General features: G+C 42.6%; 15 protein-coding genes and 1 pseudogene. 4 read left to right on the top strand and 12 right to left on the bottom strand.

Annotation, left to right across the window (positions count from 1 at the left end; translation table 11 throughout):
• The 3 genes and pseudogenes from RHS_RS20065 to RHS_RS20055 form a co-directional block, all read right to left on the bottom strand.
• Positions 1-410 (bottom strand): annotated as a pseudogene (locus RHS_RS20065) (phosphoglycerate mutase); the annotation flags it as partial.
• Positions 411-662: 252 nt separating this feature from the next.
• Positions 663-1,877 (bottom strand): homoserine dehydrogenase, encoded by a 1,215-nt coding sequence (locus tag RHS_RS20060; RefSeq protein WP_027296417.1) that lies wholly within the window; start codon positions 1,875-1,877, stop codon positions 663-665.
• Positions 1,878-1,930: 53 nt separating this feature from the next.
• A complete protein-coding gene (locus tag RHS_RS20055; RefSeq protein ID WP_027296416.1) occupies positions 1,931-2,374 on the bottom strand; it encodes an ACT domain-containing protein in 444 nt (147 codons plus the stop codon).
• A 272-nt stretch (positions 2,375-2,646) separates the two neighbouring features.
• Here RHS_RS20055 and RHS_RS20050 point away from each other — a divergent pair, with 272 nt between their 5' ends.
• The 4 genes from RHS_RS20050 (at position 2,647) to RHS_RS20035 (ending at position 5,952) form a co-directional block, all read left to right on the top strand.
• On the top strand, positions 2,647-3,303 hold the full coding sequence (locus tag RHS_RS20050) for a hypothetical protein (RefSeq protein ID WP_047834165.1): 657 nt from the start codon (positions 2,647-2,649) through the stop codon (positions 3,301-3,303).
• A 247-nt stretch (positions 3,304-3,550) separates the two neighbouring features.
• Complete coding sequence (locus RHS_RS20045; protein WP_047834164.1) at positions 3,551-4,348, top strand: ATP-binding cassette domain-containing protein; 798 nt, start codon at positions 3,551-3,553, stop codon at positions 4,346-4,348.
• 10 nt (positions 4,349-4,358) lie between these two features.
• On the top strand, positions 4,359-5,162 hold the full coding sequence (locus RHS_RS20040) for an ABC-2 family transporter protein (protein WP_047834163.1): 804 nt from the start codon (positions 4,359-4,361) through the stop codon (positions 5,160-5,162).
• Between the two features lie 13 nt (positions 5,163-5,175).
• On the top strand, positions 5,176-5,952 hold the full coding sequence (locus RHS_RS20035; RefSeq protein WP_047834162.1) for an ABC transporter permease: 777 nt from the start codon (positions 5,176-5,178) through the stop codon (positions 5,950-5,952).
• Positions 5,953-6,075: 123 nt separating this feature from the next.
• Here RHS_RS20035 and RHS_RS20030 read toward each other — a convergent pair whose 3' ends face one another.
• The 9 genes from RHS_RS20030 to RHS_RS19990 form a co-directional block, all read right to left on the bottom strand.
• A complete protein-coding gene (locus RHS_RS20030; RefSeq protein ID WP_047834161.1) occupies positions 6,076-6,912 on the bottom strand; it encodes a TPM domain-containing protein in 837 nt (278 codons plus the stop codon).
• Positions 6,906-7,949, bottom strand: a complete 1,044-nt coding sequence (locus RHS_RS20025; protein ID WP_047834160.1) for a hypothetical protein — start codon at positions 7,947-7,949, stop codon at positions 6,906-6,908. The genes RHS_RS20030 and RHS_RS20025 overlap by 7 nt, the downstream gene beginning before the upstream one ends.
• 14 nt (positions 7,950-7,963) lie before the next feature.
• Entirely contained in the window at positions 7,964-9,298 is a 1,335-nt protein-coding gene (locus tag RHS_RS20020) for an SPFH domain-containing protein (RefSeq protein ID WP_047834159.1), read from the bottom strand.
• Between the two features lie 93 nt (positions 9,299-9,391).
• Positions 9,392-10,520 (bottom strand): peptide chain release factor 2 gene (gene prfB, locus RHS_RS20015; protein WP_138003499.1). Its coding sequence is split into 2 segments (ribosomal slippage): positions 9,392-10,444 and positions 10,446-10,520, totalling 1,128 coding nucleotides; the frame shifts between segments, so codons are not numbered across the junction.
• A gap of 79 nt (positions 10,521-10,599) precedes the next feature.
• On the bottom strand, positions 10,600-13,167 hold the full coding sequence (secA, locus tag RHS_RS20010; RefSeq protein WP_027296407.1) for a preprotein translocase subunit SecA: 2,568 nt from the start codon (positions 13,165-13,167) through the stop codon (positions 10,600-10,602).
• Positions 13,168-13,369: 202 nt separating this feature from the next.
• Positions 13,370-13,600 carry an HPr family phosphocarrier protein gene (locus tag RHS_RS20005; RefSeq protein ID WP_027296406.1) on the bottom strand — a complete coding sequence of 77 codons (231 nt, stop codon included), beginning with the start codon at positions 13,598-13,600 and terminating at the stop codon, positions 13,370-13,372.
• Between the two features lie 148 nt (positions 13,601-13,748).
• A complete protein-coding gene (locus tag RHS_RS20000; RefSeq protein WP_047834158.1) occupies positions 13,749-15,275 on the bottom strand; it encodes a response regulator in 1,527 nt (508 codons plus the stop codon).
• Complete coding sequence (locus tag RHS_RS19995; RefSeq protein ID WP_047834157.1) at positions 15,250-16,965, bottom strand: sensor histidine kinase; 1,716 nt, start codon at positions 16,963-16,965, stop codon at positions 15,250-15,252. Before RHS_RS19995 ends, RHS_RS20000 begins: the two co-directional genes overlap by 26 nt.
• Before the next feature lie 63 nt (positions 16,966-17,028).
• The gene (locus tag RHS_RS19990) at positions 17,029-18,261 is read right to left on the bottom strand and encodes an ABC transporter substrate-binding protein (RefSeq protein WP_047834156.1); all 1,233 of its coding nucleotides are present in this window, start codon (positions 18,259-18,261) and stop codon (positions 17,029-17,031) included.
• Between the last annotated feature and the right edge of the window lie 85 nt (positions 18,262-18,346).

The following is an 18,346-nucleotide window of genomic DNA, read 5'->3' as shown; positions in this document are numbered from 1 at the left end:
TCCAGTGCTTCCCGCACTGCATTCAATAACACTGCTGAATCTTCTGTACTGATTTCACCTGAGCTGTGATCAATGATTGTCTTCTCTTCATAAGGCTCCTCTTCCGAAAGCGTTACCAGATTACAGCGGAGGGCTACATCCGTTGCCTGCATCGGCACACCGATGCTGAGCGCTTCCAAAGGAGATCTTCCTGTATAATATTCTTTTGGATCATATCCCATAACGGAAAGATTCGCGGTGTCACTTCCCGGGCTCATTCCCTGTGGAATTGTATGGAGCATTCCTATCTCAGATACTTTAGCTAAAGCATCCATCACAGGAGTTTTTGCATATGCAAGCGGTGTTTTTCCGCCTAACTGATCAATCGGTTCATCTGCCATTCCATCGCCTAAAACTACAATATATTTCATATTATCACCTATTGCATACTGCAGGCAAACCTGCAATATTGCCGCACTTAAGCGTTTTTATTAACGCCCTTAACAGGCTGAAAGCATCATCGTGCGGTTTCCTCTCTGCTTTTCTAATTTTCTTTCAGCCCGGCTAACCATATTTTGAATTTAAACAGCAATACAGCCTTGCACCGGAGGCAGATGTCCTTTGGTATCCTTCCGCTTAGAAGGTACTTTCTGTTCATTTGCCGTCAATGCAACGCTGTAAGCTTATCTCATTCTGATTCTATTAATAACAGTTCCAAGTTTCGCTGCCTTCGCACTGTATTCAGCTTCTGACAGAATCTCTGTGGTAAATCCAAATTCGCCTTCTACTCCCGGAACTATCACCGGTTTCACTGTTCCGAAAATTTCTTCGATCTTAGCAAGATCATCCTGTTGATTTCCTTTTACACGTACAAAGAATTTTCTCTGGGAATTACTGATGTCGGTAAGTTCCAGCTTATGGCTGCTCCAGAATGACATAATACTTCTATGCAGATGCTTTGCTGCATCTACCACGTCAGATACTACTGCACTTGCTGTAGGAAGTTTTCCTGCACCGCTTCCATAGAACATTGCATCTCCCAATACGTTTCCATGTACAAATATTGCATTAAACACACCGTTAACGCTGAACAGGGGATCCGTTGGTCCCAGCAATACCGGTGCTACCATAGCATAAAAGCTCTCTCCCACTTTTTTACTGAAAGCCAAAAGTTTAATAGTCTTGCCAAGGGCTTTTGCATATTTGATATCCGTTGCCGTGATTTTTGTGATACCTTCTGTGTAGATATCTTCAAAATCAACCTGTTTCCCAAATGCAAGAGAAGATAAAATAGCTATTTTACGGCAGGCATCATGTCCTTCCACATCCGCTTCCGGATTGCGTTCTGCATAGCCCTTTTCCTGCGCTTCTTTTAATACATCTTCAAATTCAGAACCTTCTTCGATCATTTTTGTCATAATAAAGTTGGTTGTTCCATTTAAAATTCCTGTAATTTCATCAATTTCATCTGCAGTAAGTGATGAATTTAACGGGCGGATAATCGGAATCCCCCCACCGCAGCTGGCTTCAAACAAAAAGTTTATATTGCGGTCTCTGGCAATATCCAAAAGTTCTGCACCGTGTTTTGCCACTAATTCTTTATTGGAAGTACATACACTTTTTCCGCTTAATAGTGCTCTCTTTACAAATGTATACGCCGGTTCAACCCCACCCATAACTTCAACAATAATTTTGATTTCCGGGTCATTTACCACAACTTCATAATCATGTACGATTTTATCCTGGATCGGATCTCCCGGAAAATCCCTTAAATCAAGGACATATTTAATATTAATCTCTTCTCCGGCTTTTTTATTGATGCTGCTGTGGTTGGTGTTGATAACCTCCACTACACCCGAACCTACTGTACCGTAACCTAACACTGCAATCTGAATCATTTTTTCCTCCTATCTGCATCGACCATGATGCTGTCAAACCATTTATATGTATGTTACTCTCTGCCTAATATTTTTAAATAGTGAACACCTATTTTATTCTCTATTTCTTCTACCATCTTGGATACATCGTCTGTAGTGGGTAAAATATCTACGCTTAAAGTAAGCGAAGCCACTCCGTTGATCGGGATACTCTGATGGATCGTAAGAATGTTGGCGCCGAACTGGGCAACTATTTTCAATACATCTGAAAGAAGACCCGGCTCATCATCCATCTGTATTACAAAGGTAATGGTCTTTCCTTTGGCATTATCGTGAAATGGAAATATATCATCTTTATATTTATAGAACGAACTTCTGCTAATGCCTACACGGTCTGTCGCCTCCTGAACCGTTTCCACACGTTCCGACTCTAATAACCGCTTCGCTTCCACTACCTTTAATAACACTTCCGGTACCGCCTTCTGCTTAACAACAAAATACTGACTTTTTTCCGACATTGGAACCTCCTCGTGTTTGCTTCACAAATACATTTGTATTCACAAGGAAGATACTAACATATTTAGATTAGAAGTGCAATAGTTTTTTCTAATTTACCCGAGAGCCTGTTTGAAAATGCCCCATGACAAATAGGGTAAACTTAGGAAGTTCGGTTTTCTAAGCATCACAAATTCTTCATACTTTTCTTCAGGTTAATTTCAGCATTGGATTGTATGATTACAACGAATGATTTGATACCGGTTCACTAACAGATACCAGAAAGGATGATTGTATGAAAAATAAATTAATTGCCCTGTTATTATGCGTTACCGTTTCATGTACCCTGCTTGGAGGATGCCAGTCTTCTTTGGGCAATGCCCAGAATGATTCTTCCGGCAGCTCTTCAAACGTGGAAACAGGTGCAGAAACTGCTGACGGCTCCCAGAGCGAAACCACAAGAGACAATAATGCCATAACCGGTCAGGTTACAGCCATAGATGGGAATACCATAACTCTTGCACTTGGAGAAAGAGCAGCCAGACCGGACGGCGATTCTACTCCGCCGGGAAATGGAGAAAAACCTTCTGAACCCACCAGCGGGGACGCTGTCCAAACAGAGGATAGTGATGGGACTGGCGGCACTCCTCCTTCCGGTGATAATGGCGGCTCTCCTCCCTCCGGCAATGGCGGGGGACCCGGCGGATTAACCCTTACCGGAGAAGAAAAGTCAATTACCATAGATGAAAGTACAACGATTACCAAAGACAGTATGGGACAGAGCAGTGACGCAACCATTGATGATATCACGGACGGAACAATTCTGACTGTCATCATGGATGGTGAAACCGTTGTTTCTGTTACCATCTCCGACTTCGGCGGGGGAAATGGCGGAGGGCGCGGAGGTAAAATGAATGACGTCACTGAAGAATCCACCGATCGTTCCTCCTAAAATATCCTAAAATAACCATATTCTTACTTGACTTCCTCCCATGTATAGTGCTAAAATAAATATCCTTTCTACCAAAAAGCAGCCGCTCACGACTGCTTTTTCTTAAAAGTAAATATTTACCACAACGGGTTCCCTTGGCAAAATCCAAGGGGAAATGGGTCTGTCCCCCGGACTCTGTCGCTTGGCAAGATATTTGAAGTAACATATTAACTGTTGTTTCCAAAATATTACTACCAGGAGGTTTACCATGATTCAAGTGGAACACTTATGCAAGACCTTTCGGGTCGCAAATCGAAATGCAGGGCTGGCGTCTGCCCTGAAAGCTCTTTTTCACAGACAATACCGTGAAATCAAAGCGTTGAATGATATCTCATTTACAATCCCTGATGGAGAAATGGTGGGCTATATAGGCCCCAATGGTGCCGGCAAAAGCAGCACAATCAAAGTATTAAGCGGAATACTGACACCTGACAGCGGAACCTGTCTGATTAATGGACGTGTTCCATATCAGGAACGGACAGCACATGTAAAAGAAATCGGAGTCGTTTTCGGACAACGCTCCCAGCTGTGGTGGGATGTTCCCGTCATTGATTCTTTTGAATTACTGAAAGACATCTACAAGATACCGGAGAACAATTATCGAAAAATGAAAGATGAACTGGCTGCCCTTCTGAATCTTGAAGATATTATCAAAACACCTACCAGACAGCTTTCCCTGGGGCAAAGAATGCGCTGTGAAATTGCCGCCTCCCTTTTACATAACCCCAAAATTTTGTTTTTGGACGAACCAACTATCGGACTGGATGCAGTCTCTAAGATTGCCGTTCGCAATTTTATTCTAAATCTTAATAAAAACCATAATACAACAATTATTCTGACAACGCATGATATGCAGGATATTGAAGCCCTCACAAACCGCATTATGCTGATTGGCAAAGGACGTCTTCTAATGGATGGCTCTCTCCGGGAATTTAAGGACATGGCTTCCGAAAACGAGTCTCTGGACGAACTGGTTGCCCGCCTCTACCGGCAATATGAAATATAGGAGGTAATCCATGAAACAATACCTCTCTTTTTTTCGGATGCGCTTTATTACCGGACTTCAGTACCGGACAGCCGCTTTGGCTGGTATCTCCACCCAGTTTATCTGGGGAGCCATGGAAATTCTTCTGTTTCAGGCATTCTATCAGGCTGATGCTGATGCCTTTCCCATGTCTTTTCAGGCTCTGACTTCTTATGTATGGCTGCAGCAGGCATTCTTGGCCCTGTATATGTTCTGGTTTTGGGACAATGATATTTTTGATTCTATTACCAACGGAAATGTATCATATGAATTATGCCGTCCTGTGGACCTGTACACTATGTGGTTTACGAAAAATCTGGCATCTAGGCTTTCCAAAACAGTCCTGCGCTGCTTTCCCATACTGGTTCTGGCGTTTATCCTGCCTGCTCCATATGGTATCCGGCTGCCTGCTGATCCGGTTACCGGACTGCTGTTTCTTTTATCCATGACACTTGGACTTGGCGTAGTCGTATCTCTTTCCATGGTCATATATACATTGGCATTTTATACGATATCTTCACAGGGGATTCGGATGATTACCACTTCCCTGGCTGAATTTCTCTCCGGAGCAGTAATCCCTCTGCCATTTTTACCGGAAAGAATTTCTTATATCGTAGAACTGCTGCCCTTTGCTTCCATACAGAATGCTCCCCTGCGAATTTACAGCGGAGACATTGCTGGAAGCTCTCTTGGCCGGGCCATTGCTTTACAGGTATTCTGGCTGATACTGTTAACCTCAGCCGGAAAGCTTCTAATGCACAGAGCATTAAAGCAGGTGGTTGTTCAGGGCGGTTGAAAGGAGCATTTACATGAAACTATATATACACTATTTATCAATACATCTTCGCAGTATGATGGAATATAAAGTATCCTTTTTACTCACTATAATTGGGCAGTTCCTGGTTTCTTTCAACGTCTTCCTTGGCGTATACTTTATGCTGCAGCGTTTCCATCAGATCGAAGGCTTTTCATACAGTGAAGTTCTTTTGTGTTTTGCCATTGTACTGATGTCGTTCACCCTTGCCGAATGTTTTTTTCGAGGTTTTGATACCTTTGCATCAATGATTGGAAATGGTGAATTCGACCGCATACTGGTACGTCCTAGAGGCGCGATCTTCCAGGTACTCGCAAGCAAAATAGAATTAACCCGTATCGGGCGGCTTTTACAGGCAATTGTAATGCTGATCTACGGCATATCCAATATCCATCTGCACTGGACCTTTCTGCGGGTTCTTACGTTAATCCTTATGATTTTGGGTGGTGTTGCAACTTTTGCCGGATTATTTATCCTCTATGCAGGGCTTTGCTTTTTTACGTTGGAAGGACTGGAATTTATGAATATTTTTACAGACGGTGCCAGAGAATACGGAAAATATCCCGTGGCTGTCTATGGGAAAACAGTACTTACGATCTGCACTTATATTGTGCCTTTTGCCCTTTTTCAGTACTATCCTTTTCTCTATCTCACAAGGCAGAATATACCTGCCTATTATAGCTTTCTGCCGTTATTAACCATACTTTTTCTCATTCCCTGCTTCTTTGTGTGGAATCTTGGGATGCGAAAGTACAAGTCAACCGGTTCCTGATTCTTTTGGCAGACGACTAAAAAAAGACCATTACAACTGAAAATTCAGCATCTGTCATTGTTAGATATATGCTCTAAAATCAATGACCGTTGAAAAATCCATTTGTAATGGTCTCTTATTTTATTAAAATCCTCTGCCGCCACCGCCAAAAGTTCCGCCTCCGCTGGATGTATGGGTGGATGACATTCCTCCGCCGCCGGATCCTCCGGAATCATCATTTTTGGGTATATGCCTCTGGGTAACAACCTGATTTGTAAAGTGGTCCGACTGATTGGTTAAATTCAATCTGCCTTTTTGTTTATACGGATATGTGTAACTTCCCCACTTAAGTTTGTACCTGCCTACCGTAAACCCACAGACACTACCTGCCAGAATCAGTGCCGCACCAACTGCTATTACCCAGTCAATAGGGCGCAGACTGAGGTATCGTGTGATCTCTCCGGTCTCGGTATTTACTGTATACTGATCTGATGGAATTCCCTTATCCATATATTTTTGTGTAGCATCCACCATACCGCTCAGGCATTTATAATATTCATCAGCCTTGATATATGGGTATTCCGTATCTAATACACTCTCTATCCGGTCATCTGTCATGTAATAGATCATATCATGCGCCGTTGAAATATAGATTTCCCGGTTATCCATGTCAATTAAAAAAGTCGCTCCGCCTTTGGCTTCCCCATCGTCATAGAACCCATGATCCATGTAAAAATCATCTGCATATTCCCTTGCGGATTTCCCCTGGGCGTCATTCGTAGTTACAACCACAAAATTCATTTTATATTTTTCCCGCAGTGTATTCGTCTTCTGTACCAGATCTGCTATCTGATCCTCACTAAGCAGCCCTGCCTCATCAAATACCTGGCTGCCAGAAGAAGCAAATGCCCCCATTCCCGTTGTCAACAGCAGCAGAAATACAAGACAAATCCATAGAAGAATCTTTTTTTCTTTTACCATATGAAATACCCTCCTAACAATAATATTAAGAATACGGGTATTGCAATGGCTGCAAACATCATTGCCACTTTTCCATAGTCTATCGGAAGTTCGCCGCAGATATTTTTCGTCTGTCCATTCATGGCATAGTAATACATCTTATTGTCTTTGCCTTTATATGTAAGAACCCATACAGGCAACAGTATATATTTCCAGTGCTCTGCAGGTGTATCCAGGGCAAGTTTGGATGCTTTCACCGTGGTATATCCGCTTATACTGTCCTTTAAAATATTTCTGGAGTAATCGCTGATTTCTTTACGGATCTCATCTTCAAAATCTCTTTTCTCCATGTCTCTTTTTTCCGCCTGAAAACCGGATAAATATCCCATAGAGAACTTTTGCAGGTCATTTAACATAAAAGGCTGTACACCTTCAACAAGCTTTCTGTTTTCCTTATTTAAAGCATTCTTCGTAAGTTCTTCAAAGTGCAGGTTTCCCTCCCGCTCAACATTGTAAAATCTGGTCTCCGTAAATTCGGTTTCACCCAGGCGATAGACACGTACATTCGTCGCAGCAGCATCCAAGCGCCCCATCACATCGCATTCAAACATCCAGAAAGGGAAATACACTCCGGATATCTTCTCGATCTGATCCTTACTGAAAAATGCCTTTGGTACAAACTTCTTCTTTTTCATGTACTCCAGAAAATGAGCCACTGCTTCTTTTTTATCCACTTTAAATGGTATAATATGATCCGGTTTATAATCACCGGAAAGTTTTCCTTCCAGAACCACAGGATTGTGACAATAGTAACAGAACGTTGCGGCTGTTGTTTCATCCGTTACAATCTGAGCACCACAGCTGGGGCAGGAATAGATAAGCCCTTCCTGGCTCTCCTGTCCTTCCCCTGACTGCCTGCCGGATTCTTTCTCTTCCTGTGCATTCAAAATCTCTTCCGTAAATTCTGAAAGGCAATATTCACATTTGTATTTTTGGGTCTTGGGATCAAAACGAAGATCCCCACCGCAGTTTGGACATTTGTAACTAACAACTGCCATGCATTACCTCCTGATTATGGGCGCGGCTTTCCGCATTCCGAGCAGAATTTCCCTGTATTTTTTACTCCGCAGGCACAGGTCCAGTCTCCCGAAACCGGTCTTGCACTCCCACAGTTGGAACAAAATCTGCCTGTATTGGATGTTCCGCAGTCACAAACCCAGCCCTGTGCCTGTTCCGGCTTTGCTTTCCCGCAATTAGAGCAGAATTTTCCGCTGTTGGAGGTTCCGCACTGGCAGTTCCAGCTGCTTGCTCCATCGGACAGAGCCTGGGCATTTCCCGTGTCTCCTGTATGAACTGCATTAGGTGTATTTCCTGTATTAGGTGTATTTCCTGCATTAGCGTTTCTGGCTTCCTGGTTCATCTGCATCTGCTGCATATTATTAGCCGAAGCGGTTCCCATAAAATTACCTGCATTCTGCATACCCATGCCCATTCCCATAAATCCGGCCATGCTTCCGTTCGGATTCGATCCGGCTGCTTCCAGACCATGGGCAATGGCTCCCTGGACATACCCTTCACGGATAGACGGATCTCCCAGCATTGCTCCCTGATTTCTCATGTTAATTAATTTCTGTGATTCTTCATCATAGGAGATACTTGCGATCCCTACTGCCTGAATCTCAATGCCGCGCATTTGGCGCCAGTCTTCATCCAATGTCTGCGCCATATATTTCCCCAGTTCTCTTGCTTTTGATGACACAAAAGAGATGCGGGTGCCATCTGCTGACATCTGGTTAATAGAGGTCTGCAGTGCTTCCAGAAATTCAGAAAGATATTGCTCGTTGATTTCGTCAATTTCTACCTGTCCGCTGTTTCTTGGTACCGCTTCAGCATAAAACAAAAGCGGATCTGTGATTTTAATGGAATACGTTCCATGCGCCCGCAAAAAGAGTTCAGCATTATAGAAATTATCAAAGTAGTTGATGGGGTTTCTGGTACCAAACCGGATTCCCTTAATCTCCTGAAGATTGATATAATATACCTTTTGGGCCGTAGGTGTTACCCCTCCAAATTTAAACCTGGAAAAGGTCTCCCTGACGGCATCTTCCAGCTCTCCGTTAAATAAGGAGGGCATGGAAGAATTATTAACAGTATAATAACCCGGCTCTGCCGTATAATCAATAATTCTGCCGCCATCCACTAACAACATAAACTGATTGTCATACACATGAATCACGGAACCATTTGAAATAGTATCGGAACTGCTCTTCGTGTTAGAACCGGTACGCATCTTTACACCACGGGTCAGAAGCGTCTGGTCTCCCATATCTTCCGGCTCAATTACCTCCAGCCACTGATCTGCCAATGAACTTCCAATTGCTCCTGCTGCTGCTTTAATAATTCCCATATATTGTCCTCCTGTAATTTATTGCGCAATGATGTACTAGAGCGTGTTTATTGCACACAAGCGGAGGTATTCCCTCCGCTTATCCACATCCTGCTATTCATTTTCTGCTTCTTTTGCCCCCAGTGCCAGCCATTTCAGGTAACCATTGATAAAAATGTCAATACTTCCATCCATTACACTGTCTACATTTCCTGTTTCCGCACTGGTTCGGTGATCTTTTACCATAGTATATGGCTGCATAACATAGGAACGGATCTGGTTGCCCCAGCCGATTTCCTTTACTTCACCCCGGATATCAGAAACTTTTTCCGCGTTCTCCTGTTGCTTTAATAAATACAGCTTTGCTTTCAACATCTGCATCGCTTTATCTTTATTCATGTGCTGGGAACGTTCATTCTGGCACTGTACCACGATATTGGTTGGAAGATGGGTAATACGGATTGCTGAGGAAGTCTTGTTGATATGCTGACCGCCTGCACCGCTGGAGCGGTATGTGTCAATCCTTAAATCTTCATCCCTGATCTCAATATCGATATCCTCTTCGATATCCGGCATAACATCACAGGATACAAAAGAAGTCTGACGTTTTCCTGCCGCATTAAACGGCGAAATACGAACCAGCCTGTGAACACCTTTTTCTGATTTCAGATAGCCAAATGCATTTTCCCCTTTTACTTCGAAAGTTACGGATTTAATACCGGCTTCTTCACCGTCCAGATAATCCAGGACTTCAACCTGGAACCCTTTCCGGTCTGCCCATCGGCAATACATACGATAAAGCATGCTTGCCCAGTCACAGGACTCTGTACCGCCTGCACCTGCATGGAGTGTCATAATCGCATTGTCACCATCATACTCACCGGACAATAAGGTCTTGATCCGGATATTTTCCAACGAGGCAGTAAAATCTTTCAGTGTTTCTTCTATTTCCGGAATCAGCGAGGCATCATTTTCCTCATATGCCATTTCCAGAAGGGTCTCTATTTCCTCATACTGATCGTTCAGTTTACGGAAAACTTCGATATCTTCCTTTAAACTGCTGAGCGTTTTCATAAATTCCTGAGACTTTTCGGGATTATCCCAAAAGTCAGGTTCTTCCATCTTACGCTCTAATTCCTGAATCCGCTTTTCCTTGTTAGCCAGGTCAAAGTGAATCCCTCACTTCCACTAATGGTTTTTCATACGTACCTAACGTATATTTAAATTGATCTAATTCTACCACAGCTTCACCTTCTCTCAATTATTATTTGATTTATTTACAAAAAGGCCGTTTTATGCAAACGACCCTTTTGGTTCTATATTTATGCTCTTCTGCCGCAGCACTGTTTGTATTTCTTGCCGCTTCCGCATGGACACGGATCGTTGGGATAAACTTTTTCAGAAGTACGTCTTACAGGGCCTTTTACTTCAGAGTCATCTTTGTTCGTTCCGGTTACCTTTGCAACTTCTTCACGTTCAACCTTCTGCTCAATGCGGACATGGTATAACAGGCGGAGTGTATCTTCCTGAATACCTGCTGACATGGTATCAAACATCTCATATCCGCTCATCTTGTATTCAACCAGCGGATCTCTCTGTCCATATGCCTGAAGCCCGATACCCTGACGCAGCTGGTCCATATCATCGATATGATCCATCCACTTACGGTCGATTACTTTCAGAAGAATCACACGCTCCAGTTCACGCAGCTGTTCCGGTTCCGGGAACTCTGCTTCTTTTGTTTCGTAGAGCTTCACTGCTTTTTCTTTCAGATTCTGCTTTAACTGGTTCTTCTTTATTTTTTTGATATCTTCTTTTGTAACAGGCTGTAACGGAATAATAGGATTCAACAGGGAATTCAGTTCATTTAAATCCCATTCTTCATTATCCGCATCATCTGCAATACACATATCAACGGTATTGTCCACAATATCGGTAATCATCTTATAAATGGAGTCCCGCATGCTTTCTCCGTCCAGAACACGTCTTCTCTCCTTGTAGATAATTTCACGCTGCTCGTTATTTACCTGGTCATATTCTAACAGATTCTTACGGATTCCGTAGTTGTTGCTCTCGATCTTCTTCTGGGCTTTTTCAATAGCAGAAGAAAGCATCTTGTGTTCGATCTGCTCATTTTCAGATACACCCAGAGATTTAAATACACTCATCAGACGTTCTGAACCAAACAGACGCATCAGATCATCTTCCAGAGAAATAAAGAATCTGGATTCACCGGGATCTCCCTGACGTCCGGAACGTCCACGCAGCTGGTTATCAATACGTCTGGATTCATGACGTTCCGTACCGATAATCTTTAAACCGCCTGCTGCTTTTGAATCATCATCCAGCTTAATATCCGTACCACGGCCTGCCATGTTGGTTGCAATGGTAACTGCACCATGCACACCTGCCTCTGCAACGATTTCAGCTTCCAATTCATGGAATTTCGCATTCAGGACTTTGTGCTGGATTCCGCGTTTTTTCAGCATACTGCTGATTAGTTCGGAAGTTTCGATAGTTATGGTACCAACCAGTACAGGTTGTCCCTTTGCATGGGCTTCTTCGATAGAATCCACTACTGCATGGAATTTTTCCTTCTTAGTCATATACACGGCATCATCAGCATCTTTACGTGCTACCGGTCTGTTGGTAGGAATCTCGACAACGTCCATTCCATAGATGTCACGGAACTCCTTTTCCTCTGTCAAAGCGGTACCTGTCATACCGGATTTCTTTGTATATTTATTGAAAAAGTTCTGGAAAGTGATCGTAGCAAGGGTCTTGCTTTCTCTCTTTACCTTAACATGTTCTTTTGCTTCAATTGCCTGATGCAGTCCATCGGAATATCTTCTGCCCGGCATGATACGTCCTGTAAATTCATCTACAATCAGTACTTCATCATCTTTTACAACATAATCCTGATCACGGAACATCAGATTGTGTGCACGCAGTGCAAGGTTGATATTGTGCTGAATCTCCAGATTATCCGGATCAGCCAGGTTTTCAATCTGGAAGAATTTTTCTACCTTTTTTACACCATCTTCGGTCAGATTTACAACCTTGTCCTTTTCATTTACGACAAAATCACCGGTCTCAATGATTTCTTCGCCCATGATAGCGGACATCTTCGTTACTTCTCCGCTGGCTTCACCACGTTCCAGCTGACGTGCAAGGATATCGCAGACTTCATATAATTTCGTTGATTTTCCACTCTGTCCGGAAATGATAAGCGGTGTCCTGGCCTCATCAATCAATACGGAATCCACCTCATCGATGATGGCATAATGCAGATCTCTCTGTACCAGCTGTTCCTTATAGATTACCATGTTGTCACGCAGATAATCAAAACCTAATTCGTTATTGGTAACATATGTGATATCACAATTGTATGCATCCCGTCTCTCGTCATTGTCCATAGAGTTTAATACACAGCCTACCTTCAGCCCTAAAAACTCATGTACTTTTCCCATCCACTCAGCATCACGATGTGCCAGATAATCATTAACCGTTACGATATGAACGCCTTTGCCTTCCAATGCATTTAAGTATGCCGGAAGTGTAGAAACCAATGTTTTACCTTCACCGGTTTTCATTTCTGCGATACGTCCCTGATGCAGAATAATACCACCGATAATCTGAACCGGATAATGCTCCATGTCCAGAACACGTTTTCCTGCTTCTCTGACCGTCGCAAACGCTTCGGGGAGAAGGTCGTCCAAAGTCTCTCCATCAGCCAGTCTCTTTTTATATTCTTTCGTCTTATCTCTTAGTTCTTCATCAGACAAAGCCTGCATGGTCGGCCTCAAAGCTTCTACTTTTTTTACGAGAGGTTTGATCATTTTTACCTCTCTCTCACTATGAGTCCCTAATACTTTTTGTATAAGATTCATTTCTATTCACCTATATCCTTCATCTGTGTTCTTATAATCACTAACTATATTAACACCTTTACGCATTTTTCACAATAAAATTTTTTATAAACTTAGGCTTCACAAATCGTTCATAATGCGTTCATAAACAAAAATACCGCATACAGCCTCTGCCATATGCGGTATTTTTATAAATTTTCCTCTTTTATCTGAAACCGATAAATTAAGAAACGCGGTATTTTTCCAGCGCTCCGGTGAGCTTTTCACAAGGCTCGCCGTGGATTTGTAAGTCTACTACATTCCCTACTGCAAGTCCTAAAACACCTAATATAGATTTTGCATCAATTACAATATGTCCTTTTTTCATATCCATATCATATGGGTAATTTGCTATCTGGTTCACAAATTCTAATACTTCATCCGGATTATCAAAGCTTACTTTAATTTCTTTCATGAAATCGATCTCCTTTTCCTCGGTATTTATCCTTTAGCAATATCTGCTTAATTTTATCTTTTGTTAACTTTTTATCATTCTATCTTATTTTTCATGAAAGAAATAGGGGAACTTTTTAAAAAAGGAGGAATTATTTAATCTCAATTTACTATTTATAGGTCTTCCGGTACTCTGCCGGAAGCATCCCGACTTCTTCTTTAAATACCTTGCTCATATACTTTGGGTCTGAATATCCTGCCATTACGGCAATCTGATTTAATTTCAGACCGGATTCCAGCAGCAGTTTCTTGACTTTGTCTATTTTATATCTGCGCAGTGTCTCTGTAAAGGAACTGCCTGTCTCTTTTTTAAACTGGCTGCTCAGATATTCCTCTGATACGTTAAGCTTCCGGGCTATCATTTCCAGACTGATTCCCTGGTTATAGTATTCCTGGATCATATTCTGGGTTCTTTGAACCATATATCCTACCTGCTGTCCTTCCAGACTGTCTTGCGGAATCATCTGTTCAAAGACCTGCCGCAGGGCTTCCAGAATATCATCCCAGCAAATGGCATCTAATACTGCCTGCAGTATTTTCTGAACATAGAGTTCTTCGCCTGTGCCTGCAAATTCTTTTGCCGTATTTAAAATTGCCCAGGTAAAACGGATACACCCTTCTTTAATCTCCCGGGGATAATAAATCTCTTCCCTGGAAAGTCTGCTGAATTCCCGCAGACACCGTTCAAATTCTTTTTTATCACGGCGCATAAGTGCATTTTTCACCTGTGTCTCAATGTCCATTGGGTATTTATAAGGATAGGTTAAGATACCCTCTATTATTTCATTACAGATCATGCCCTTATCGATACCCGAAAGATTCCACTCCATATCCTTCCAGATCTGTTTAAATGCATCCGTGAGCCCCGCAATCCCATCGCTTTTTGCCCACCCATAGAGTCCTTTATCACCCAGATTTGCAATGAGCATAGGCACTACTGATTTTGCAAAATATTGCTCTGCCTGTTTTTCCTCTGCCGTGTGGTACACCACAACAATTACAGCGTGGCGGGACTCATTTTCCAATACAACGGATGAAAAATTACTGCAGTGATTCCCTATATCTTTTAACAGGTCTATCAGCAGATCCTGACAGGAATCGTAAGCAGTTCCAAGCCGTATTACTAACAGAAAAATTGGATCAGCCGTATGGAATCCATATTTTTCACTTATGAATTTATCCATTTGATCATCTATTTCTAACTGTCCCAAAATGCCGGACCGGAAAATATGATCCAGGTTCATTACCGGATCCACATGACGCTGTTCTGCCAGAGATTCTTCCACCTGTTTTAGGGCATGTTTCAATTCGGGAATTTTAATGGGTTTTAACAGATAATTTTCGATTCCAAGCTCAATCGCCTGCTTTGCATAATTAAAATCCGAATAAGCCGTAAGTACGATCACCTTACAGTCTACTTTTTCTTTTCTTAACTTTCCCAGCATGGTAAGCCCATCCATATCCGGCATCTTAATATCCATAATTAATAAATCCGGCAGTTCCCTCTTAACCAGCCTTAATCCGTCAATTCCATCTGAAGCGGTTCCCGCCAGTTCATAACCCGGGTCAATTTTTTTCAAAATCTTTCCCAGGCCTTCGCGGATCGGTGCCTCATCTTCCACGATTACGATTCTCATCTTCATCCTCCTCTGCTGCTGGTATAAAGAGATGTACTTTCGTATATTTGTTTGGTTTACTTTCAAAATAAATATTTGCTTCCCCTGGATAATACAACTGCAGTCGTTTTCTGACATTAACAATTCCCAGATGATCATCCATATCAGCCATTTCATTATTCAGAAGAGCCAGCGTCTCCAAAGAAAGCCCTCTTCCGTTGTCTTCGATAACAATATGAATCTGGCCATCCGCATCTTCTATCCTGATTTTCAGGATACATTCCCCAACTTTGTTTTTAAATGCATATTTGATGGCATTTTCTACAAAGGGCTGTAAAAGCAGTTTGTGTATCTTGTACCGCCTGATATGCTCCGGTGCTTCAATCACCGTCTTCAGCGGCTTTCCAAGCTTGGCACTTTGCAGCAGCATATATTGTTCCAGCCAGTATAGCTCACGCTGTATATTTGTTTCACCACCTGCATTCTTTACTGCATATCTGAGAATATCCGCCAGGGCTCCTACCATATCGCTAATCTCATATTCTTCCCTCTCTATTGCCTTCCAGTTAATGGTATCCAGGGTGTTATAGAGAAAATGGGGATCTATTTGTGCTTCCAGAGCGTACAACTCGGCATTCTTCTGTTCCAATACCGCCTGCTTCACCTGGCTGATCAGCTCATCAATCTTTTCCATCAGTTCGTTAAAACCAAGGGCAATCCGCTGTACTTCCCGTGTCATATCATCCTCTACCGGAATACGAACCATAAAATCGCCTTTTTCTGCCTCATTCATTACTTCGACTATTTTATCCACCGACTTAATTACCGGACGTGTAAAATAATAGGTCAATAACGCCAGTATGACGATAGTTCCAAGAGTCACAATAATCCAGAAACTTCCCTGCTCCAGGACCGCTCTTTTATAACGCTGGAGCGATTGAAAATAATAAATGCTCCATCCGCTTTTTTCATTCATTCTTTCCGTTACGCGGTAACCTTTTGTATTCAGCTCTGATATCTCTTTTCCGATTAGAGATTTATCCGGTGCACTGATCACCTTATCATCCTGGCATATATAGATACGGTTATCCTCACCGTTATAGACACTGTCTTCCAGTACTTTTTCATCGATGCTTAATGTGATCGTTCCGATCTCTTTATGAATATCGCGGTAATCCACGATTTTTCTTACCACCTGGAAGATCGCTACTTCTTTTTCTCCTATGATAACCGGCTGATCGGGAGCCTGATATATCATCGTGCCCTGGAATGAGGGAATTTGTAACGTATTCATCCAGCTGCTGTTGGCAGAAGAAGAGGAGTTGTGGTCATAGAAAATCTTTTTTCCATTTTTTAAAACCAGCAGCACACCTTCCATCCCAGTATTCCGATTGCTGGTATGGCTTAAATAACGCCGGAACTGGCTGCTGTTCACAGTCAGGTCATCCTGGTCTTCATTGAGCTTCTCTGCCGTCTCCACTACCTCATCATCCGTACAAAGGTCATAGAGGATGGTTTCATATTTATCCAATATCATATCCAGACACTGGTCTGCCTTGTTCAAGCCTCCCTGAATCCGGTCGTCCAGACTCTGTTTCATATTGATTCTCATACGTATCTGGGACAGTACGGCAAACATGGTAATGGACAACAGGGATGCCAGTAAAAAGGCCGGAATCAGCTTTTCTCTTAAGCTTTTTGTCTTTTTCATGCTTATACCTCCTGCATATCACAGGTATGCCTGCGATACTGCCTTAATAAGTAGTTTGAAAGCTTACCCTTCCCTGATTTTGCGTACTTCATTAGCCGCCTCACTGAGGATTTCTTCGTTTTTCTTTTCACCAATGATACTCTCGCGCATTGCATCTGCTACTATTCTTGATATCTTTGGCCACTCCACCGATACTTCCCGGTATCTTGCAGATTTAAAAATATCAATGAATTTATGCTTTATGGGATCATCTTTAAACTGGGTATCCATGACATCCTGCCTTGGTGCCAGCAGACCAAAACCATCCATATAATCTGTCATACGTTCTTTATCGGCTATATAATTTAAAAATACAATCGCCTGATCCTGCTTCTTTCCTTTCGTGACGGCAAATACTTCACCGCCTGCTACCGTTACCGGCCCGGTATCAGACGGCAGGCAGGCAACATCGAATTCCATGTCCGGGTTTCGCTCTCTTAGATCATCAATGATGCCGGAAGACTGAAACACCATGGCTATGTTCTCATCCGCAAATTGGTTCATAAGGTCATTCATAGTCAGGTTAATGCAGTCTCTGCTCATCGCCTTAGATGAGGTAAGCTTTGTTAGCAGGTCAAATGCTTTCTTTCCGGCAGGGGAATCCAGCTGATCCACATCTGCGCCCATTCCCCAGAGTATAGGCAGAAATTCATATAAACTCTGTTCACTCTGCAGGGCAGACAATGCTGTACCATATGCTGTACCATATTTATTCTTCCCGGTAGTTGCTGCTGCCGCTTCGTAAAATGCATCCCAGGTTTTCGGCACCTCCACACCTGCTTCACGAAAGATTTTTTTATTATAAAATAATGCCGGACAGTTTACCCCGAATGGCTGTCCGTAAATCCGGTCTCCCACTTTGCAGGGTTCCATGGCTACCGGCAGATAATTCTGTAATTCCCCCACCCTATCCGTAAGATCTACAAAGGGCTGCATTGCATAGAAATATTGAAAATCAGAAGAATCTACCAGCGCCAGATCCGGCATATTATTGTCAGCCATACTAAGCGCCAGCTGCTTTTTAAAGTCTTCACTTGGCACAAATTGAAGTTCTACTTCAATTTCATCCTGGGAGACATTAAACTCCTCCACCAGATTGTCCAGCTGTTTCTTATTCTGTTTTACATCCCAGTAGTGCCAAAGTACTATTTGTGTTTTTAACGGCTTTTGCGGGATCTCTTCCTTTGTGCATCCCGCTGCGGCAGTACTGATAGCAAATGCCAGGATCGAAACTGCAATACATTTCCACTTTTTCAACTTTACAACTCCTTAAAATACATCAAAATGAAAATACACCCAGGCTGTCTGCCCAGATGTATTTTCCTCTACTCTTTGCAAAATA

It is taken from the genome of Robinsoniella sp. RHS (genome assembly GCF_001029355.1).
GTDB lineage: Bacteria > Bacillota > Clostridia > Lachnospirales > Lachnospiraceae > Robinsoniella > Robinsoniella peoriensis.
This window is presented reverse-complemented; position numbering and strand designations above follow the sequence as displayed.